Annotated in this window: 25 protein-coding genes; 10 read left to right on the forward strand and 15 right to left on the reverse strand. The window is 45.4% G+C overall.

What is annotated here, in order from left to right; genetic code table 11:
* Positions 1-3: 3 nt before the first annotated feature.
* Complete coding sequence (gene nth, locus IPH92_02770; protein ID QQR65446.1) at positions 4-627, reverse strand: endonuclease III; 624 nt, start codon at positions 625-627, stop codon at positions 4-6.
* A gap of 304 nt (positions 628-931) precedes the next feature.
* Between nth and IPH92_02775 the strand changes: the two genes are divergently transcribed.
* Complete coding sequence (locus tag IPH92_02775) at positions 932-1,426, forward strand: hypothetical protein (protein QQR64470.1); 495 nt, start codon at positions 932-934, stop codon at positions 1,424-1,426.
* Positions 1,427-1,666: 240 nt separating this feature from the next.
* Here IPH92_02775 and IPH92_02780 read toward each other — a convergent pair whose 3' ends face one another.
* The 8 genes from IPH92_02780 to IPH92_02815 form a co-directional block, all read right to left on the reverse strand.
* On the reverse strand, positions 1,667-2,779 hold the full coding sequence (locus IPH92_02780) for a hypothetical protein (GenBank protein ID QQR64471.1): 1,113 nt from the start codon (positions 2,777-2,779) through the stop codon (positions 1,667-1,669).
* Between the two features lie 36 nt (positions 2,780-2,815).
* The gene (locus tag IPH92_02785; protein ID QQR64472.1) at positions 2,816-3,250 is read right to left on the reverse strand and encodes a hypothetical protein; all 435 of its coding nucleotides are present in this window, start codon (positions 3,248-3,250) and stop codon (positions 2,816-2,818) included.
* Positions 3,247-3,426 carry a hypothetical protein gene (locus tag IPH92_02790; GenBank protein ID QQR64473.1) on the reverse strand — a complete coding sequence of 60 codons (180 nt, stop codon included), beginning with the start codon at positions 3,424-3,426 and terminating at the stop codon, positions 3,247-3,249. The genes IPH92_02785 and IPH92_02790 overlap by 4 nt, the downstream gene beginning before the upstream one ends.
* 62 nt (positions 3,427-3,488) lie before the next feature.
* Positions 3,489-4,493 (reverse strand): beta-galactosidase, encoded by a 1,005-nt coding sequence (locus IPH92_02795; protein ID QQR64474.1) that lies wholly within the window; start codon positions 4,491-4,493, stop codon positions 3,489-3,491.
* On the reverse strand, positions 4,493-5,428 hold the full coding sequence (locus IPH92_02800; GenBank protein QQR64475.1) for an EamA family transporter: 936 nt from the start codon (positions 5,426-5,428) through the stop codon (positions 4,493-4,495). The genes IPH92_02795 and IPH92_02800 overlap by 1 nt, the downstream gene beginning before the upstream one ends.
* Before the next feature lie 19 nt (positions 5,429-5,447).
* The gene (locus IPH92_02805; protein ID QQR64476.1) at positions 5,448-6,689 is read right to left on the reverse strand and encodes a glycoside hydrolase family 1 protein; all 1,242 of its coding nucleotides are present in this window, start codon (positions 6,687-6,689) and stop codon (positions 5,448-5,450) included.
* Positions 6,690-6,754: 65 nt separating this feature from the next.
* On the reverse strand, positions 6,755-7,201 hold the full coding sequence (locus IPH92_02810; protein QQR64477.1) for a hypothetical protein: 447 nt from the start codon (positions 7,199-7,201) through the stop codon (positions 6,755-6,757).
* 54 nt (positions 7,202-7,255) lie between these two features.
* Positions 7,256-7,984 carry a ribonuclease H-like domain-containing protein gene (locus IPH92_02815; GenBank protein QQR64478.1) on the reverse strand — a complete coding sequence of 243 codons (729 nt, stop codon included), beginning with the start codon at positions 7,982-7,984 and terminating at the stop codon, positions 7,256-7,258.
* Here IPH92_02815 and IPH92_02820 point away from each other — a divergent pair.
* Positions 7,975-8,487 (forward strand): hypothetical protein, encoded by a 513-nt coding sequence (locus IPH92_02820; protein ID QQR64479.1) that lies wholly within the window; start codon positions 7,975-7,977, stop codon positions 8,485-8,487. The genes IPH92_02815 and IPH92_02820 overlap by 10 nt on opposite strands.
* On the opposite strand, the gene IPH92_02825 is transcribed toward IPH92_02820, so the two are convergent.
* The gene (locus IPH92_02825) at positions 8,447-9,724 is read right to left on the reverse strand and encodes an ATP-grasp domain-containing protein (protein ID QQR64480.1); all 1,278 of its coding nucleotides are present in this window, start codon (positions 9,722-9,724) and stop codon (positions 8,447-8,449) included. The two genes, IPH92_02820 and IPH92_02825, sit on opposite strands and share 41 nt — an antisense overlap.
* A gap of 180 nt (positions 9,725-9,904) precedes the next feature.
* Between IPH92_02825 and IPH92_02830 the strand changes: the two genes are divergently transcribed.
* From IPH92_02830 to IPH92_02840, 3 genes are all read left to right on the forward strand, one after another.
* Positions 9,905-10,780, forward strand: a complete 876-nt coding sequence (locus tag IPH92_02830; protein ID QQR64481.1) for a hypothetical protein — start codon at positions 9,905-9,907, stop codon at positions 10,778-10,780.
* Positions 10,781-10,895: 115 nt separating this feature from the next.
* Entirely contained in the window at positions 10,896-11,570 is a 675-nt protein-coding gene (locus IPH92_02835) for a hypothetical protein (protein QQR64482.1), read from the forward strand.
* Between the two features lie 116 nt (positions 11,571-11,686).
* Entirely contained in the window at positions 11,687-12,364 is a 678-nt protein-coding gene (locus IPH92_02840; GenBank protein ID QQR64483.1) for a transposase, read from the forward strand.
* A gap of 43 nt (positions 12,365-12,407) precedes the next feature.
* Here the strand turns inward: IPH92_02840 and IPH92_02845 are convergent, their stop codons facing one another.
* The gene (locus IPH92_02845; GenBank protein QQR65447.1) at positions 12,408-12,677 is read right to left on the reverse strand and encodes a winged helix-turn-helix transcriptional regulator; all 270 of its coding nucleotides are present in this window, start codon (positions 12,675-12,677) and stop codon (positions 12,408-12,410) included.
* A 189-nt stretch (positions 12,678-12,866) separates the two neighbouring features.
* Here IPH92_02845 and IPH92_02850 point away from each other — a divergent pair, with 189 nt between their 5' ends.
* The 5 genes from IPH92_02850 (at position 12,867) to IPH92_02870 (ending at position 18,281) form a co-directional block, all read left to right on the forward strand.
* Positions 12,867-15,023 (forward strand): ribonucleoside triphosphate reductase, encoded by a 2,157-nt coding sequence (locus tag IPH92_02850; protein ID QQR64484.1) that lies wholly within the window; start codon positions 12,867-12,869, stop codon positions 15,021-15,023.
* 124 nt (positions 15,024-15,147) lie between these two features.
* Complete coding sequence (locus tag IPH92_02855; GenBank protein QQR64485.1) at positions 15,148-15,834, forward strand: anaerobic ribonucleoside-triphosphate reductase activating protein; 687 nt, start codon at positions 15,148-15,150, stop codon at positions 15,832-15,834.
* 1 nt (position 15,835) lies between these two features.
* Positions 15,836-17,011, forward strand: a complete 1,176-nt coding sequence (locus tag IPH92_02860) for a cysteine desulfurase (protein ID QQR64486.1) — start codon at positions 15,836-15,838, stop codon at positions 17,009-17,011.
* Positions 17,008-17,463 carry an iron-sulfur cluster assembly scaffold protein gene (locus IPH92_02865; protein ID QQR64487.1) on the forward strand — a complete coding sequence of 152 codons (456 nt, stop codon included), beginning with the start codon at positions 17,008-17,010 and terminating at the stop codon, positions 17,461-17,463. The genes IPH92_02860 and IPH92_02865 overlap by 4 nt, the downstream gene beginning before the upstream one ends.
* 113 nt (positions 17,464-17,576) lie before the next feature.
* Positions 17,577-18,281: a hypothetical protein gene (locus IPH92_02870; GenBank protein QQR64488.1), complete on the forward strand. Its 705-nt coding sequence runs from the start codon at positions 17,577-17,579 to the stop codon at positions 18,279-18,281.
* A 77-nt stretch (positions 18,282-18,358) separates the two neighbouring features.
* Here IPH92_02870 and IPH92_02875 read toward each other — a convergent pair whose 3' ends face one another.
* The 4 genes from IPH92_02875 to IPH92_02890 form a co-directional block, all read right to left on the reverse strand.
* Positions 18,359-18,580, reverse strand: a complete 222-nt coding sequence (locus tag IPH92_02875) for a hypothetical protein (GenBank protein QQR64489.1) — start codon at positions 18,578-18,580, stop codon at positions 18,359-18,361.
* A gap of 383 nt (positions 18,581-18,963) precedes the next feature.
* Complete coding sequence (locus IPH92_02880) at positions 18,964-19,914, reverse strand: virulence protein RhuM/Fic/DOC family protein (GenBank protein ID QQR65448.1); 951 nt, start codon at positions 19,912-19,914, stop codon at positions 18,964-18,966.
* 90 nt (positions 19,915-20,004) lie between these two features.
* Positions 20,005-20,406, reverse strand: a complete 402-nt coding sequence (locus IPH92_02885; GenBank protein ID QQR64490.1) for a cupredoxin domain-containing protein — start codon at positions 20,404-20,406, stop codon at positions 20,005-20,007.
* 5 nt (positions 20,407-20,411) lie between these two features.
* A complete protein-coding gene (locus IPH92_02890) occupies positions 20,412-21,188 on the reverse strand; it encodes a sulfite exporter TauE/SafE family protein (protein ID QQR64491.1) in 777 nt (258 codons plus the stop codon).
* Positions 21,189-21,205 lie beyond the last annotated feature (17 nt).

Here is a 21,205-nt window from a genome sequence, read left to right on the forward strand (position 1 = left end):
CATTTAATGAGCTTTTGGCCATACTTTTTCTGCCTGAGGATACACTATAGTGAGGGAATGTGCGGTGCATACGTGCTTCCGTGCAGGACAATAATCCCGCCCATAATGTACGAGCCGATGATTGAATCCCCACCACTCGGACATAGGCATGATTTCCATCAAATCCTGCTCAATTCGCTTTGGGTCAGTGTAGTCAGAGAGGTCAAAACGAATTGCAAAACGACGCACGTGTGTATCAACAGCAATACCCTCGTGTATGCCAAATGCGTTTGAGAGCATTACGTTTGCGGTTTTGCGCGCAACCCCTGGGAGCAAAAGAAGCTCTTCCATAGTGCGTGGTACCTCACCCTTAAAATCACTGATGAGCATCTGTGCCGCCTCTCGAATATGCTTTGCCTTATTGCGATAAAAGCCACATTGAAAAACTGCTTTTTCCATCTCGTGCTGTGGAGCACGCGCATACTCTTCAATATGCGGATACGAAACAAAGAGTGTTTTCGTCACCCGATTCACCCGAGCATCCGTACATTGTGCGGAAAGTATGACCGCGACAAGCAGTTCCCATGTGGTGCTGTGATTGAGTGCAATTTTAGGATTGGGATACAGCGTGCGGAGTATCACATTCATTTTTTGTACACGCACCGTACGTGCCTTTTTCTGTGCCTTTGTCATGAGTGTGTAGTATAACAAAAAACACCGATGTGAACCGTACTACTTTTAGTAGACCCTGAAAGGGGTACGGTTCATCTTGGGGATTTTTCATTTGCGGATGTTGGGGACAGTCTGGAGACTGTCTTGTCACAAACAAGGTAATGCATGCATTTTACAATCACATTGACATACTGTATTAAATGTGTTAATTTGCATTTATCGTGGAATGTTTCTGCGATATGCTTCTGTGAAGCGTAACCCAAGAGAAGGAGTTCATTTTATGATCGCAAAGTTCGACGGAATTTCAGGTGACAACCTGGCAGCACTACTCACCTACATCCATGGGGATGAAAATCGAGTGGCCATCCCTCAGCTTGAGGACCGACTAATGATTATTCGTGTGAAGGCAGTCAATCCTGTCAACCAGGGTGATGACACCCGGTACGGCCTCACGCTCGACATCATCGAGTGGGTTCCGAAAAGAGACACCTCTGGGCAGTATCGCGTCGACCCCAAGTTTTTACTGAAGGTCTATGAGATCCTTGGTCAAGACCGCGCGACAGAAGGTGTCTCATCGGGTATTCGAGTGAAAACTACCCAGCCGAACCTTTTGTATCGCCACATGTGGAACGACACAGCTTGGGAAAAGCGCAAGTGGGGCGTTCATGGGACCGCCGCCGTTAATTACGATTCACGTGGTCAATGCTACGTAGTGCAACACGAAGACGGGACGGTAGCGACTTACGATGCCTCTGAAATAGAAATTATATCGTAAAACGTAAGTCAAAAAAAACGTAACCCGAGTCGTCCAGCAACCCTGGACGACTCTTTCTATACTGGAGTTGTTGATCTTATTTAATTCTTCATACCATCAGTGATATTAGGAAGCAATGCATCTAGTGGTTTATATGCTAATAGTGCAAGGAATATAAAAAGTGGACACTTTCGTGTCCACTTTTTATGTTACGGTTAAATGTCGTACAGAAGTGCGTAATTAGTGTCTTAATACCATTCGTTACCCGTGAAGCACGTGATATGCAGTCGTACCCAATGCTCCCAATGTTATAACGAAACATGCAAACAAGATGAGTCCACCAGCCACCGAGAAGAGACTGAGGAGTACACAGAGTGCCACCCCGCCAATAACCGTATAAAGTGTAATTCCCTCACGACGTAATGCCACTTTCTGCAGTGCGTACCCTACAAAAATAGGCATAAGCGCGAGTGCCATGAGTATCATGAGCATGTATCCAAAGAGGAAAATAATACCCGCAAATATGCCGAGTACACTCACAAAAAGGAGCGTTGCGATAAAGGGAAAGGCAAAGAGTATTCCGAGACCCATGAGTCCCGACATACCCAGCCGAGCGAATGAATATTCCACCACACGCACCACATGTCTTCGTCCAATCACATAGAGTGTGAGCGCAACAAAAAGCAAAATACTTAATTCAAAAAGTGCAAACTGTGCCGTAGGCATCGAGTACTCACGCTCACGCACCTGTACTTGTTTCATCTCTCCTGCGACGACTGCATTTTGCGCACGGACGACTTCATGTGCACTTTCATAGGTCACGTTGCCTTGCAAATTTGCTTTATCACCCACCGTAAAGAGATTTTCGACACGGAGTGATACATCACCCTCTACTTCAGTATTGAGGCGTGCTGTCTCCGCAACACCATGAATGCCTCCCATCACCGAACCCTCAATTACGAGCGTTTGTCCCATAAAAAGTACATCGCCTTCCACTTGTGCAGTAGAGAGGATAGTGAGCGTTCCACCAAACACGACCACATCTCCCTTCACCGGACTTGCAAGCACTACTTCACCACCCACAATACGTACATCATCTCCAATATCACCATGTATCTGCACAACACCCCCGACAACGGTAAGATCTTCCAAAATAGGCGCATTAATAGTCACCGTTCCTCCTGCAATATATACATCATTATCACCCTGACCTGAGATACTAACCGTAGAACCGAAGCCATAGAAGTCACCTTTAAGGGACTGAGCTGCATCTACCGAGATAGTTTCTCCCGTACGCAAAATAGGACCCGCAAACGCGGAAACCGGAATAAAAATAAGCGCACAAAACGCCAGACATACAAAAATTCTGTTCATGCGTGCATTATACCACTTTTCTAGTTTTTTTCTAGTCTACTGCTTAAAGCAAGGGAGGAGTTTCAAAGATTCCATGGGGCTCGGTGCCGCACCGTCCATAATCCCCTTGAGTCGTGCTGCCCCCACCGCGTCTTCAGCACACGTAATCATTTCCTTAGTAATGGTAACGGTATCTTTCGTATATCCCATAGATTTGAGCATCGTCTGTTGCGTTTCAGAAAGTGTTTCGGTTTCTATCACCGTGGGTGGAACACTTTCAGTTTTTGTCACCGTGGTCTCTGGCTTTTCCTCTGTAGGTACCGTGATTTTTGTAGCACTTTCATCTGAAGTAACTTGGGATGATTCCTGGAGCATCGGAATGTCAGCCGCTGTGGGAATATTTTGAATGGTGTACCACACGTATACACTAAAACCGATACCGAACACAAGGAGCACAACAATGATGACGATACATATTTTTATAACTTTCATACAGTAGGTGAAATATACACTGTGGGCGACTGGAGCATGGCCGCAATCACAATACCGAGGACAAGGAAAAACAGACCCATAGAAACAAGGATAAGGCGTGCACGCGAAAACTCCCACGAACCATCGTACCAATTACGCACAAAAAGAAACGGAAAAATAAATCGAACGATACGCATATTTGTATGTGTGTATCATACCCCAGCATTCTGTATTCATACAGATAGGATATACACGGGGACTATTGATTAAATAATTGTATACCCCGCTCCCACATTTCGGGGTGTCCCTGCTCACGAAGCCAATACCACCATTCACCACCCCAGAGGAACTGTGTCTCATAGCGCGTGTCACGAGCGTACTCAATGATTTCATTAAACTTCTTCATGTCCATACGTGAGTATTGTGTCTCTACAGGCACTTCAGTGACTGGCTCGAGGAGCCATGGCTCAAGCGAGAGTTCTATGAGGAAGGTTTCTTTTTCTCCATGTATAAGCGCCATGATATTTTCTTTTACACGATAGAACCATGGAGGAAGAATTGTTTTGAATTGGCCGAGTTCGGGATTCCAGAAATACACATACACACTCGTCCCAAAAGAATCACCGTGGGAGTACGCACCATTCCAGGTGCCGAGATTGCCACTATCAGTCACGAGTATCGGACGTGTAGGATCGAGTGATTTCACGAGCGCAATTTCCTCTTCAAGAAAGGATTCATCAATATCACCACAATGATCATATGCAAACAGACCGAGGTATGGTTCATTCTCCACTTGCCAATGGGTAATTGCCTTGGAATCTTTATAACGATTTACGACCGCAGTGATGTACTCTCGAATCTCGACTTTTTTATCTTCCCACGAGAGTGACTGTGCCCATGAGGGAATATGGCACTCAGGCCAGCGCGGAAGCCGCCGACCCACACCAAAAATTATTTTAGCGTCCGCTGTCTCGGCTTTCTGAATATCTCTGTCCATCCATGCAAAATCATAATCATCTTTATCTGGCTCAATGAGTGTCCAGTGTGCACTCAAACGGAAATAGCGCACATTGAGTTCATTAAGAAATGCATCGAAGACATCATCGGGATTAAGTCCAAGTTCAAGTACGTACGGCACGTTATATGAGATACCGTACGTAATGTGCTCAGGCTTTTCTTTACGCGCAAGAAAAACAAGTGTAATAAGTACACATGTACACAACACCGCAACACCCGCAAGTGTTCGAAGGAGCCATCTTTTCATTATCTAAATAGTACTAGAAAACCAAGGGTAATGACAGTCACAAATAGTACTTTCTTGAGGATTGTGCCCCGATCGTACGTTTCACCGATGTTGAGTTTGGTTGGACGCATACTAAAGAAAATACCGAGAAGCAGGATGAACACGAACTGAAGCCCGCCCAAGGCCTGTACCACCGCCACATCGCCTAGGTCCGTTGCTTTCAAAATAAGAATCGTAGAAACACCTGCCAAGAGTTTATTGACAATGACGAGTACGGCAGTACCTTTTGTTGTTGACTTCGTCTGCTCCTTAATTTTTTCAAAATAATTTGGAATCATGAGGAGAGTACCCGCAAAAAATACAAAGGCAATACGTGACCAAAAAAATCCATTATCAAACGAGGTGCTCAGAAAAAGTCCCTTGATAGTGATGTAGTGGAGCGCAAAAAAGATTCCTGAATAGAGTGCCACCATTGCTGTTTTCACAGGGAACTGCAAACGCGATACCAAAAAAGTACCCACAGAAAGAAGTATGATTCCAAAAATAAAATTGTGACTGAGGGTTGTATTGAAAAAATAATACCCCATACCAAAGGACGCAAGCGCAGAGACTGAGCCAATCACGGGCACGACATCAGACGCATCGTGGTCGCGCAGTGCACTAAACATTGCGACAAGCGCGGTAAAGAAGGTGTACGCTGAAAGAAATGAAAGTGCCACCACTTCAAGGGTCGGCTTAATAACATTTGAAAAAGAAGGGATATGAAGTGACGCGGAGACAAATGGGAGAAATCCTATGAAGTACACCACGACCCACACACCTGAAATAAGACAGGTGTAGAAGGCATACACGAAAGGGCGTGGGAGCGTCTTTTCATCACTCACAATATGCTTGTCGACAAGCGCCACAAAAGCGTTGAGAAATTGTGCACCTACTGCAAGAAGAATCCAGTTCATGCTCGAGAAATTAACTGTCTCATATGTTTGTGTATTGTACCGCATTGTTCACACAAATCTCCTTATACACCTGGGCAGAAGGACGCACAGTGCGCTTCAAAGTGACAAAATCAACAGCAACGAGTCCAAAGCGTTTTTCAAAACCAAGTGCCCATTCATAATTATCGAGAAGTGACCAATACATATGCCCGCGCACATCCACTCCCCTCTTCATAGCGCGCCACATAGCTTCGACCTGGCGGGTGATGTAATCAGCACGATAGAGATCAGCCGCATCAGCCAGTCCTGACTCCGCCACATACAGTGGTTTTTTATATTTTGCGAGCATCACAAGTGCATCTTCAAGTCCTTCAGGATAAATATCCCAATCCATATCGGTCTTTACATACGTTTTAGTATCACCAAATTTTTTGTGGAAATAGTAATTAAGTCCTATAGAGTCGCATTTTTTATACACACGCCCCATGAAAAGATACGTCCAGAAATAGTTTGCAATACATGCAATCATTTTATTGAGAGGATTCCAGTTCGCATGAAAAAGAATAACATGCTTTACCACACTCACGTCTGCCTTTGGTGATGCTTTCTTGATTGCGTCATATGCAAGATTGTGTGCTAATGCAAGATTTTTCATCACACGAAAATAGAGGCGTAGTGGACCAAATCCTTTTTGTGCTTGTGATTCATACGTGCGACCAGAATTGGTAATTGAAATGAGATCAGTGAGGGTAAATCGTTTAAATGGCGGCCAACTTCCTCGGAGCCATCCATTCGAACCAAAAACGTTTGGCTCATTCATGGTAGAAAAATCTCCACAGAGGTCCCCCAGACGCGATGCAACAAAAGCAGAGTAGCGCGCAAATACCTGAGGTGCGTTTTTTTGCTCGAATCCACCCTCCTTTGCAAACCACGTTGGCAACGTAAAGTGCCAAAGTGTGATATATGGTTTCATTCCTCTTTCATTCAGTGCAATAAGTACCTTTCTATAGTGCTCAATTTCGTTTTCATTAAAGTTTCCTTCCTCCGGCTCAATACGCGCCCATTCTATAGAGAAACGATGGGCGTTGTGTCCCAAGGATTTTGCAATATCAAAATCCTCCTCGTAGCGATGATAGTGGTCGCAGGCAATACCACACAGAGGCACACGCCCCGCGCGTGCCGCTTCAGCCCAATCGGTATTTTCTATACCCCCTTCCACTTGATATGATGCAGTTGCTGCACCCCAAGAAAATCCTTCCGGAAATTTTTTTAGTTCAGACATACTAAAAACTATATCACAAAAGAAAACAGCCTCGAAGCGAGGCCGTTTCATCTGAGGACGAAAAATCAAATCCAGGTTACTTTTTCTAGAAGAGAACGCTCCCTGAGTGCATCCCGAATGGACTCTTCACTCGCTGGTGTGAGGAACACATCGAACTGTACGACCTCACCATAACCTCCCATTTCCGACAGTGCAGCCACTTTGATTGCACGCGGACCCTCACGCATTGCAACATACGGTGTAGAAATTTTATTGAAGTAACTCATACAAGAACCCACTTCATCTGTCTCAAAGTAGATGTCGAATGCCCCTTTGTATGACGTGGAGATAACAATCCACTTCCACGTGTCGCGCCAGAATGGATCAGTTTGAGGAACGGCCTCGGAATCACCTTGAACAATTAAACAACTGACATCTGCAAGGGACTTGCCCGCAGGGAACCAAAATTTCCCTTTGAAAAGTCGTCCAACCATGCCAAAGAAATTTTGGACTTCCTTTGCAACGTTTTTCATTACTTCTTCTCCTGTAAAATACAAAACAGAAAACACTGTACCACAAAATATTTTTTATTCAATAGGAGTATTTTGGAATTTTTGAGGTGCGAGGGACTCTAGCCATTTGTGGTACAGAGCTGTTGTTGCAATGACATCGCGTGCATTATAGTGCGCGATGTCGCGGAACTTTTTCGCATGAAAAAGTTCCGCGACATCATCCCCTGCCACACCCTCTGCCTTTGGACTCTTTATCCCAAATGCCCTACAAAAAAGATGGAGTGACGGTCGACGCATCATCGCACCGTAAAAAGTCATTTGGTCTTGTAGGTCAACGTGTCGTACGTTCTTTTGTTGATAGAGATATCGTCCGTCCATCAAATCTACGGTCGGATGAATACCTAAGATTGCTGAGCGAAGATTGAGAAATGGTGCATCAAATCCTCGCCCATTGAAGGTTACAAATGTGTCATATGATTTTGCTCCTTCCCAAAAATCAAGGAGCATGTCTTTTTCGGTTCTTGGCTTCAGTACGTATTCACCCACGTCACTTTCTATTTCATCATCACTTTGGTAATACACCACACCCTGTCTTCGTTCTATATCATAGAGTCCAATCGCAACAATATGCCCCGTGAGTGGTGAGAAGCCAAGGCCTTCACGAAGATCTTTGAGTTCGACTTCACGTTCTGCTTCATTTTTTGCAGTACGCAAAATCCACCGAGAAAGCATCTCTTGCGTCGTGTGATCGAATGAGTCCCATGACTCCCCGACAGTTTCAATATCAAAGACGAGTGTTGCCATACAAAGGAGTCATAGTTGCGGCAGAAGTAGTCGCTATAGGTACTACAACCGGTACTACGATTGAGGTCGTAGAAGATACCGTAGGTGTAGGACTTTCTACTGCGGGAGGAGTTTCAAACTCCGATACAAAAGGAGGAAGGTTCTCCTCAGACGATAATCGTTCTGGTGCAACATATGTCCGGCGTACTTTCTCGATAAATGCATCTCGCCCCTCGCGCAAAGAATTTTCTTCGTACGGCACCACCTCATATGAGTCTTTTGGTGTAGCGAGCAGGACTGCTGATGTATCGGGTGTTGATTCTACAGTCTCGGATACTGGAGACAGCAGTATGTATATCACCCACACCAAAAACGTGAGAAAGAGAGAGACGACAACAACGAGCAAATCGCGGGTGCGTGGCATGTATCCACTATACTACAACACCCGTGGGGGCTTTGCCCCCACGGGTGTGAGTACCTTTCTCATTTTACCTGTACTTCAATCAATTTTTCTACCCGTCTAATATCGGCAAGTAATTTGGAACGTTCGGTATTAAAAAGCGTGATTGTGAAAACGGCTTTTCCTCCATGGCGTGCAAAGACACAAGTATCACCCACTTTCTTAATCAGTTTGATTTCATTAAATGATGCCAATTCTTGGCATTTCTTTATACCTTTCAGTGCTATAATCTTCCCCTCTTTTTTTGAATACCATTTGATGGTTGCTGCGAAGCCTTTGCATTTTTTTGGTGTATGCGGTTTCTTGGGCATACGCACGAGAATATCATTGAGCGAATGATCAATATCGCAACTGAGGCGATGCAATTTATCGCGAAATCCACCCACGCGTGGACCTATCTCGATAATTTTCCACTCATCGTCCATCTTCATGAGTTCTACATGTGCAGTCGTGTTGCGTAACCCGAGTGCGTGAATGCCCGCTTCCGCAGCAGTGTGTGCTCGCAGGATAGAAGTTTGTTTCAAATGAGTCGGACTCATGTGAAGGTAGTTAAAAAAGTCTTCATGGCCGATGTTGTGCCCCGTTAGGACACGCACCATAGGGCAAAAATACATCACGCCGCGTGAATTGACATACGCATCAACAGAATACATGTCCCCCTCCATAAATTCCTCCACCATCATGCGTGGTTCTTCGGTGCGATTGTTTTGGGCATACGTCTGCTCAATTTTTTTACTCAGATTCGTGAGTGCTTTTTTTAATTCATCTTCGTGATAGCACAGTGACACTAAAAGACTTTGTGCGAGATTCGTAGGCTTAACAATCATTGGAAAGCCAATTTTTTCAATGATGCGCTTTCGCTCGCCTGTCGTATTACTTTTCACAACGGTATACTTTGGAGAAAAACGCGGTGCAAGGAGTTTAAACCTGCGACGCATCTCGAGTTTGTCGGTAGCCCATATGAGGGACTCGGTGGTGGGTGTACGGAGGTATGGCACATGGGGGATAACTTCAATGAAGCGTGCCATGTGAGATTCAGAACGACAGGTGATGGCACAGAGTTGGCTTTGATACGGCGCAAGGGCTTCCGCGATGCGCGCAGGCGTATTGAGGTCGCACTCGATGAGTATATCAAGTCCTTTGTATGACTCGATTTCTTTCTGTTTCCCTTCATGTGCATCGCGAATAAGCATGACTTTAAACTTGCGTTTTTCTCTTTTCTCGTACGCACGAATACTCCCAACCGCACCCGCAGGCAGAACAGAAACGTATACAATGATGTTTCGTTCTATTTTTTTCATGAGAGTGTGTGCAACACAAGAAATGGGTCACACAAATAATGGAGTAGGATAATTATTGTTCGAGACTATACCATAATCACATATGTATGTACAGAAATGCTGTTGCAAATCTGGGACTCGTTATAACTAAAATAGTATGGGTGTATGTCCAAAATCCCTTATATAGACTATGATACTCGAATGGAAACATCTTCAAAAGTAATATTTTTAAACGCAGGGACTGAGACACGCAAAGCATTTCTCGCGGGGATTGGCGATACTCCCTACAAGTGGTACCACACGAAGAATATTGCACTCCATGTTTCAAAAGAAGGGGATGTAATTTTTATACGCAGAAATAAGCGTATCGACTGGACAGGTGCACAAGTCTTCACACGCCTTCGTGGTACCGATACTCAATTCTGTGGGATTCTTTATGACTATTTTGCTCATCACCACATTCCCGCAAGTGACCCTATCAATCGTTCCTATGAAAATAGCGCAGAGAAAATATCACAAATGTCACTTCTTGCGATGCATGGTATTCGCGTTCCGGAGTCATTTATTTTTCGTGAGGAATCGTATGCTCGAAATCAAGCCTACATAGAAGAGCGGCTCATCTTCCCCGCAGTGTATAAGACTGATGGGAGTAAGGGGCGCAATGTGCACTTTGCAGAAAATATTGGTGAACTGCGAAGACTTATTACAGCAAAGCAACCATATGTACTGGCGCTCGTGCAACCCTTCATTCAAAACACCTTTGATACGCGTACCCTAGTAGCGTTTGGCGAAGTACTCGGCAGCATTAAGCGAACACGCACAACCGGCTACCTCAACAACATCGCACAGGGTGCGATACCCGAAGTGTATGCGCTCACTGATATAGAAAAAGAAATTGCACTTCGTTCAGCAAAGGTATGTGGCATGGATGTCGCAGGCATCGACATGATACATACCGCAGAAGGACCAATTGTCCTCGAGGTCAACAAGTCACCCCAGATTCACGGCTTCGAATCCGTACACAATTTCAAAGTCTTCGAAAGAATCGCCGAGCTCATGCTCAAGCGAATGAAATGAAAACAGCACTTACAGTATGTAGTCAGATATTATAATATTACCCGAGGACAGTCCTCGGGGAAGATTATAATAAGTAATTGGCACTCTCGGGCATTTCCTGGAATTAAAATATCATATGCAACTAGATACTGAACTCCGTATTGAACAAAACAAGGTATTGCTCCCATTCATTACACTAAAAATAGGGAATAAAACAATTATCATAATAGGAATGCTCCATGTTGCCTCGAGGGCGTATTTCGAAGTTGTTCTTTCTCGTCTCAATTCATATGAATCTGCTGGATTTAAAATATTGTATGAAGATATCGAGAGCGTACCATCTGCATCTCAAGAGAATCTTGATAATTTGCTTAAAGGTCTAGAAATGTATGGTCTATACAGCCAACTAAGCTTCATACAACCGAAAACATCATGGGTGTCTGCTGATGTATCACCAGAAGAAATGGTAAAAAACTTTCCTCAAGTAGAAGACTATGCTGAGAATATGAAGAATCCAGAAAAATATTTACAGGAGATACTGCTACCAGAATTACGCGGTTCTGGACCTGAAATACCGAATATTGAATTTGTAATTAATACAAGAAACCAATCCGCGGTAAATGCGATTCTCAAACACATAGAGAATGGAAACGTTGCAACCTATTGGGGTTGTGCTCACATGCCAGGAATGATTCATTTACTTGAACAGTCATCATTTACCATCAAATCAATTGAGTGGATTGAGGCAATTGATATAGAAAAAATCAGTACGGGATTTTGCACTCTTCGAAGCAGTGGGCATCGCGATTGAGGGTGTAGATTCGCTCGCGTCCTTCGTCGCGCACTGAAACGGAACCACTGATTTAAGCACGCTGAGATGATGCGTAATGTTGGGTTTACGAAACCCAACATATATACTTGTGTAATATGGAATTATTTCATGTTTTGAACAGAGGGGTTGATGGTCGTATTCTTTTTAAAGACTCTGGCGACTATGTTCGATTTATACACAATATGTATGAATTCAACGACGCGAACCCAGCACCACAATCAAATCGACGCCCTGGTGATATTGCTGACATCACAATTAAAGAACGTGAGATTTTGGTTGATGTACATGCGTGGGTACTCATGCATAATCATTATCATCTACTCCTCTCTGAGCATAGAGAAGGTGGTATCTCTCTTTTCATGCGAAAGCTTAATGTCGGATACGCAAATTATTTTAATGAACGATACCAGAGAAGTGGCACCCTATTTCAGGGGCGAACAAAAAAGATTCATATCGAAACAGACGCCCATTTTTTATATATTCTCCACTACATACACCTCAACCCACTCGACTATCTTGAAGGAGCGCAAGAGTGGCGAGTGCGAGATGCTTCAAAAACTTCTGAAGTAGAATTCTCACAACTCCAGACACATCTTCATCAGTACAGGTGGAGTAGTTATCAAGATTACCTCGGTAAGAAAAACTTCCCTTCCATACTCACCACAACACTGTTTCAAGAAAAACTTGGGGATGTACAAAGGAGTACAGAGAAATATCTTCAGAGCATTTCAGACGCACAAACTGCCATGCTATCAAAACTTTTCCTCGAGTAATCATGTTGGGTTTCGTAAACCCAACATCCAACATTGAATAAATTTAATACGGAATCTTGCACTCTTCGAAGCAGTGGGCGTCGCGGTTGAGGGTGTAGATTCGCTCGCGTCCTTCGTCACGTACCGAAACGGCACCTACTGATTTGAGTACATTGAGATGATGCGTAATGGTGGGTTGCTTGAGTCCTAAACGCTCGGTAAGTTTCCCTACCGTCTCCCCTTTTTTTGCTTTCCCGAGGAAACACACTAATTTATAACGGCTCTCCACACCCACTACCTTGAAGCAGTCGGGGCAGAGTTCCTGCTCGCTCACTACCGTTTTTCTCACCCATGCTGGACGGGGGTACGTTCGTGTTTTCGAATGCGTGTCTTTTTGTGCTTTTTTTACTTTTTCCACAGTCTCAAAAATTATATAGATGAGTATCTATATATGATATATAGGCTATTATCTATTAATTGTACCAGAGGTTGCACTCGCGAGGCAACGCCTTTTAGAAACACCATGCCAAATATCACAGAAAGCACCACGCTCACCCACGTTATCAAGCGCTCTGGACGTAAAGTACCCTTCAATAAGGGGAAAATCACTCGTGCTATCGAAAAGGCCCTCCACGCTACCGGTGTGTACAAGCCGGCCACTCCAGAGAAAATCACCAAGGCGGTCATCGCGGAACTCAATTCCCTCCACAAATCAGACCCGGCCTTTGTCCCTTCTGTGGAAGAAGTGCAAGACGTGATTGAACGTACTTTGATGGAGGTCGGATACCTTGATACGGCAAAGGCATACATTCTTTATCGCGAGCAGCACGCGCAGATTCGCAGGATGATTCAAACCGAATCTATCGACTTGGTCGACCAATACCTCGCATCGGCAGATTGGCAGGTGAAGGAAAACAGCAACATGGCATTTTCCCTCCAAGGACTCAACAACTACATCGCATCCGAGGTTTCAAAAAACTACTGGCTCAACAAAATCTATCCACCCGAAATTCGTGATGCTCACCAAAATGGTGACTATCATATTCACGACCTCAATCTTCTCTCGGTGTACTGCGTGGGCTGGGACCTCTTTGACCTTCTGAAACGCGGCTTTGGTGGTGTGCCTGGCAAGGTTCAGAGCAAGCCTGCAAAGCACTTGAAGACCGCGCTCGGGCAAGTAGTGAACTTCTTCTACACCCTCCAGGGCGAAGCAGCGGGTGCACAAGCATTCTCAAATGTGGACACACTCCTTGCGCCATTCATCTGGTACGACCATCTTTCGTATGATGAGGTAAAGCAAGCAATTCAAGAATTTGTCTTTAATGTAAACATACCGACTCGCGTGGGCTTCCAAACCCCCTTCACCAACATCACGTTAGACCTCACGGTACCTGCCCACTACGAAAAGATGCGCGTCATCATAGGGGGAAAAGAGATGAAAGAGACATACGGTGAGTTCAATAAAGAGATGGCGATGTTTAACCGCGCATTCCTCGAAGTCATGAGCGAGGGCGATGCTTCAGGGCGCGTCTTCACCTTCCCTATTCCCACATACAACATCACCAAGGATTTTAACTGGGATGATGAAAACATCGTGTCGCTTTGGGAGTCTGCAGCAAAGTATGGTATTCCGTACTTCTCCAACTTTGTAAATTCAGACATGAGTCCCGATGACGCCCGTTCCATGTGCTGTCGCCTCCGCATCGACAACCGTGAACTCCAGAAACGTGGTGGTGGTCTCTTTGGTGCCAATCCACTTACGGGCTCTATTGGTGTCGTCACCATGAATCTCCCTCGCCTCGGCAAGACCTCAAAAAACAAAGCAGATTTCCTCGAGAAACTAGCAGTACTTATGGACAGTGCCCGTGACAGCCTTGAGATAAAGCGCAAAATACTTGAGCAATTTACTGACAAAAATCTCTACCCATACACCAAGTACTACCTTGAAAATATAAAAATTGCCTACGGCACCTTCTGGAAAAATCACTTCTCGACAATAGGCCTTGTAGGCATGAACGAAGCAATCCAAAACCTTCTACATACCTCAATCGCTACCGAAGAGGGACAAGCGTTTGCAGCAGATGTACTCGACTTCATGCGTAGCAGAATGTCTGACTATCAGGAAACCACGGGCAATAATTACAACCTCGAAGCAACGCCCGCAGAAGGCACCTCGTACCGCCTTGCGCTCATCGACCAAAAGAAGTTTGACGACATGATTTTTGCAAACGGTGTCGGACAAGAAGCAATCGACCCGTACTACACCAATTCTACCCATCTTCCCGTACAACAGAGCGAGGACATCTTTGAAATTCTTGAACTTCAGGATACGCTTCAGACAAAATACACTGGGGGTACGGTAATCCACTTCTTCCTCGGTGAACGGGTGCAGGATGTGAACGCAATAAAAAATCTGGTAAAGAAAATCTGTAGTGAATACAAACTCCCGTACTTCACCATTTCCCCCACCTTTAGTGTCTGCAAAAATCATGGATATATTCACGGTGAAGCATTCACCTGTCCTACGTGTAACAGTGAATGTGAAGTGTACACCCGTATCGTCGGTTACCTTCGTCCCGTAGAGCAGTGGAACAAGGGTAAGCGCGCAGAGTACGGCAATCGTGCGCACATAGAGCCGGAAAAAATAGAGATAACTCATAACCAGCATGCAAAGGTCTAAAACTTTTAGAATTGAGTGTAGTTTGAGGAACGAGCGAGGCTTGCGACCAAGTTGTACGAGTGTACTACGCATGGAGCAAACGAACGAAGTGACAAAAAAAATACGCCAATTATAAAAGTTTTATATGAAAATTGGTGGATTACAAAAGTGTTCGCTCATTGATTACCCAGGGAAAATCTCTGCAATAGTATTTACCATTGGCTGCAACTTCCGCTGTCCGTACTGTCACAACCCAGAACTCGTTGACGAGACTGCGACCGAGATGACGGAAGAGGAAATATTTAGTTTCCTCGAACGGAGGAAAAACCTCCTTGATGCCGTCACTATCACGGGTGGTGAGCCCACGGTGCACGACGACCTTATCCCCTTCATCGAACGTATTCGTGCACTCGGCTTCTTGGTGAAACTCGACAGCAACGGCACCAATCCCGACATGCTCAAAGAGGTGTTTGCACGGGGGCTCGTGGACTACATCGCCATGGATATTAAATCCCCCCTCCAAAAATACAGCGAGACTGTAGCGAGGCCCGTAGATGTGGGAAAAATTCGCGAGAGCATTGCGCTCATTATGAAAAGTGGTGTCGATTACGAATTTCGTACTACCGTAGTGAAGTCACTTCTCTCCCCCGAAGACATCCTCAAGATAGTCGGAGAAATTCATGGCGCAAAACAGTACTTTTTGCAGAAATTTGTACCCACCAAAACACTCAATCCTGCATTCATCAGAAAAACGACGTATACTGATGCAGAATTTGAGGACATGCGTATCATGCTCTCGCCCTATGTGGAAGCCTGCGCAGTACGTGCATAATATGAAAACTATCTATCTCGACAACGCAGCATCAACACCCATCCGCGATGAGGTGTTTTGCGCTATGCTTCCCTTCCTTCAAGAAACATACGGAAACCCTTCTTCCATACACCACAAGGGACGCGCAGCATACGATGCACTCAGTACTGCACGAGAGGAGGTAGCGCGCGACATAGGTGCACACGGAAAAGAAATCATATTCACCAGTGGTGGCACTGAATCCAACAACCTCGCCCTCCACGGCGTCATGAAAAATGTGCGACATCGTAAGTCACACATTCTTGTATCTGCAATTGAGCATGTGTCGGTACTTGCATCGGCGGAAGATCTCAGAGGAGAAGGGTGTGATGAGGAATATATTCCTGTCGATACATACGGACTCGTGAGTGTCAAAGAAGTAATGACGCGCGTGCGTGCAGACACCGCACTTATCTCGATCATGTACGCCAACAACGAAATAGGTACTGTAGAGCCAATAGCAGAAATCGCAAAAGCACTTCGTGATCGCTTCGGAGCAGATAGACCCCTCCTCCACACCGACGCATGCCAAGCACCCGGACAGCTTCCTCTAGATGTTACGACACTCGGTGTGGATTTGATGACACTGAATGGCAGCAAGATGTACGGACCAAAAGGTGTGGGGATGCTCTACGTGCGTGAGGGTGTCCGATTTACACCTACAGCACGCGGCGGACACCAAGAGCACGGTATGCGTGCAGGTACCGAGAATCTTGCGGGTATCGTAGGATTTGCACGCGCGCTTACACTTGCAGAAGAAGACCAGACTCACGAATGCGCGCGACTCATCAATCTCCGTGACACACTCATTACACGTATACAAAAGTCCTTCCCGGATGCCACACTCCATGGACACCCCACCCTCCGTCTTCCGGGGAACGTGCATTTTTCATTCCCCCACATTGAAGGAGAATCTCTTGTACTTCTTTTAGACACCTTTGGTATCTGTGCGTCCACTGGTTCTGCGTGTAACGCAGAGGATCTTGTTCCCTCGCATGTACTTCGTGCCATTGGTATTTCTGTCGAACGAATCCACGGCACCCTGCGCTTTACCCTCGGGCGTACCACCACAGAAGCAGATATTGATACAACAGTGGATGCACTCACGCACGCCGTCACTCGCCTTACCCGTATTTCACCCTCACCACTACACTTATGAATACCCCATCAAACATCCCCGATGTCACCGCATGCGACAAGGGCACCTCGTGGCTCTATAACGATGTGGTAAAAGATCACTTTCTTAATCCTCGTAATCTACTCATCGACGATATGACGTATGAGAGTGATGGCATTGGTATTGTTGGAAGTCCTGCCTGTGGTGACATGATGGTGGTCTGGATAAAGGTAGACGCTGAAACAAAGCGTATAACTGAATGTGTCTGGCGCACCTTTGGATGTGCGTCCGCTATTGCCTCCACATCGATGATGTCGGTCATGGCAACGGAGAATGGTGGTATGACACTCAAGGAAGGAAAGCATCTCACTCCCGAAGCAATACTCGAGCGATTGGGCGGACTTCCCGACCGAAAGTATCATTGCTCGGTACTCGGCCATCAAGCACTCCACGAAGCGATTCTTGATTATGAGTCATCACTCAATACAGATTGAGCATAACAGGTCTTTAATCTCAGCCGACATATCGTTTTTAAAAGGCGGGGGTAGGACTGGGTTTAAAAACGATATGTCGGCTGAGGTTTTTCCAATAAACTCTATTGATAGATATGCAAAATAACACCTGTAATTGGACTATTGTAGAAAAGAAGGAGGAGGCGCCGCTTGTTTCTACCCTCTTTCTTCGTGCCGAAAGTGAGCAACCCAACTTTATTGCAGGTCAATACCTCACCGTACAACTTCCTGGCTTCGAGCCCGCTGAGGGAAAGAGTTATAGCATCAGTAGTGCACCGCATGACCCACTCCTCACACTTACGATAAAAGAGATGGGTAATTTCTCGCGTGCCCTCCTTGCGCATGAAGTCGGCACCATCCTCACCACCTCCACCCCCTACGGCTTTTTCTATCCTGATGAGCCCCGCGCACCACACCTCATTTTCATTGCTGGCGGTATCGGTATCACCCCCTGTATGAGTATGATTCGTTCTCTCCTCCACACCGCTCCAGACACACATATCACTCTCCTCTATAGCAATCGCACTGAGGCAGATATTATTTTCAAAGACACCCTCACTACACTCGCGTCCAACCACCCAACATTTTCCATACACCACTTTCTCACAAGAGAAGACATCGTCGAAACCGACACCCAGCACCGAGGACGCCTTACCGAAGCCAGTCTCGTCGAGTACACTAAAATCCCCGAAGCAGACTACTTTCTCTGTGGCTCCATGGACTTCACCAAGAGCCTATGGTCCCACCTCCGCACCCTCCACATCCCCTCCACCAAAATCTACACCGAAGGCTTTTTTTAGATTAAAAAAAGTTGGTACCATGAAAAAACCCGACTCTGTGAAGAGTCGGGTTTTTGGTCTTGTGACAATGTCTTGTTTTAGAGCCAAATCATTTCTTCTGCCTTAGGCAGACGAATTGCTCCTTCAAAGAATATGCTCCGTCCTGTTACTTGCCATTCACGAAGCTTCATTATGTATGCTTCTGCATAAATGTAAAAGTAATGGCGTTTCCCATTGAGATTTATATCGAACCGTGCAAGACGATTAACTCTGTACGCTACGATTTCGATACCATTACTCCATACTACCCGTTCGATCATTCCGCGAGTAGACCTTGGCAATGCAAAAGCGAACTCGAGAACTGCGTTTGTAAAACCAGTAAACTCACACGACTCGCTCATTTTGAATAAGGGTACGAATTCTTGAAAGTGCAAAGAACGTGTTTCCATTTCATCCTCCGGTCAACAGATTTAGCACAGCAGGGTCAACCCACTGTGGATACCACACCAAGTGGAACCGCGCGTACATTATCATTAATCTATATACTGAGCAAATACTACTAGAAACGAGTCCTACTCAATAAACTCAATCTGAAAAGGGTACATGCCCATACCACAGTTACCTGTGAGGGGGCTTTTTTCACAAATCAAGGCCGGGCCTTGTACGAATGTACAAAGTCCGGCCTTGAACGAAGTTGTATTTACTACCTGAGCATCTGGGTTACGAGTGCGACCATCTGATCTTTCTTTTCAGGATCACTTTCTGCAATAAGAAGTGTGAGTGCGGTGAGTGCTGCGGGGTTTATCTGCGATGCGCCTCGTGCCCCTGCTTTTTTGAGGAGCCACACAAAGGCAAACGCTCCTGAGCGCTTGTTGCCATCTGAAAACGGATGATTCTTTATAACGAAGTAGAGGAGGTGTGCTGCCTTCTCTTCAAGAGTGGGATACACAGGCTTTCCACCAAATGACTGCATAACATTCCCCACAATTCCTTCGAGCGCTCCGCGACTACGTTCATTCGCAAAAAGTTCTGTCGCTTCCCCCTTTTTCATAAGTATTGTTTTGAGACTCTGAAGTGCAGTATCAAGGTCGCTCCCAAGAAGTGTTACTTTTTTCCGTGTGACACCTTTGGTAACAAGTGTTCCTTTATCATACGCATCGAGCGATACCCATGTGGTTGCAAACTCCTTAATAAGTTCAAGTACCGACTTTGGATCGAGGGTGACGTGCTCAGGAAGGAGTGCCTGCACATCCGCAACCGACTTCATAAAAGCATCGTAGTTCTTCCCTACTAACTTTTTGTTGATGGTGTATCCCTTCGTGATATGTTCACGAAGCGTCTTCGTCGCCCACTGGCGAAAACGAATTGCGGTTACTGAATTTGTGCGATACCCCACCGCTAAAATAATATCGAGTGAATAAAGTGATATTGGTTTGTCAGAATTTGCAATGTGCATTTTTTGCACATTGCTTTTTTCCGCAATTTCATCACTCTTGAAAAGATTTCCGATGTGCTTTGTAATCACCGAACGCTCTACCCCAAACACATCAGCAATTTCTTGTTGCGTTGCCCATACCGTATCATGCCTGAAATCCCCCCGAAGTTTTACATCACCACTGGGACCTCTAAACAATACAAGTTCAGTTTTATGCATTTCCTTTTTCATACACACAAGTATACATCTAACAATTTACAAAAGGTATGAGGATTCACTCTCTCCATCACCCTCACGAGGGAGATATAACTACTCAATAAACTCAATCTGAAAAGGGTACATGCCCATGCCGCAACTTCCTTCGAGGGGGCCTTTTTCATTCACACCTATATCAATATCGGTCGTACCTGATTGAGGAAGTATTTGCGACACGTCGCGGCTCGGGATACGTACTGATGCAGAGCAGTCAAAGGTGCCGGTAGTATTAAAACGCACAATGGTTGGCACTCCCGCTTTTGCGGTGCTCACCTCGGGAAGGTAGCCGCCCTTTGCATCTATCATCACCACCTGTTTTTCTCCCTCCATAGTCACATTACTGGTGATAGTTGTCGGTACCACTATTGATGTTTCGGTAGATTTTTCACGCAAGAAGAATGCGCCCATAATGATGAGCACACCTACCCCTACTGCAATGCCAAGATTTTTATTCATACACTCTAAAAATTAAAAACGGGGTTGATGAGTCCTATGATAACAAAACTATTGATGATATTGAGAAATGCAAATGCAAGCACAATGAGCCCTGCAGTCTTGTAGAAAAGACTCGCATAGCGACTCTCTGCGAGCGATACCGAGCCCACACTCATGAGTGCAAGCATCGGAAGTGTTCCGAGCCCAAACACAAGCATGGTAAGTCCGCCCACTACAAATCCCCCTGTACTAAGTGTGTAGAGTTGCATTGACTGCGTAAATCCGCACGGCATAAAGAACGTAGCAATACCCACAAGGAGGGGCGTTACACTCGTATCAAATGAAAGCGTACGCTCTACATGTGTATGAAAGACCCTCGGGAATGAGATGCGCATATGTTCAAAAAACGGAATGCCAAGCAACTTACCTCCGAGGATGAGCATCACCATCCCAATGAGGAGATTAAGCACAAAGGTTGTCGTGGTGGTGAGCGTAAATACCTGTCCCAAAAGCCCAATCACACCACCAAGGATAAAGAAGGAGACGAGGCGCCCTACATGGAAATAGAATTGAGGAATGAGTCCTCCACCTGCACGAGCAAATGTTGCTGAAAGCGTAAGTACAATTCCTCCCACCACTGCCATACAAGTAGACAAAGAAGCAATAACCCCAATCATAAAAATCGCCCCATAGCCTATCTCTCCCCCACTGACGAGATGTACGAGCCCAAGAGATTGCAAAAATACAAACCCGCAAATGAGCGTCCCAGCAATGAGACTCGCCTGTATGTATTCTCGAAACATACTGACTATAGTACCGA

It is taken from the genome of Candidatus Kaiserbacteria bacterium (assembly GCA_016699245.1).
Taxonomy (GTDB): Bacteria; Patescibacteriota; Minisyncoccia; order Phycocordibacterales; family UBA918; genus Damh-18.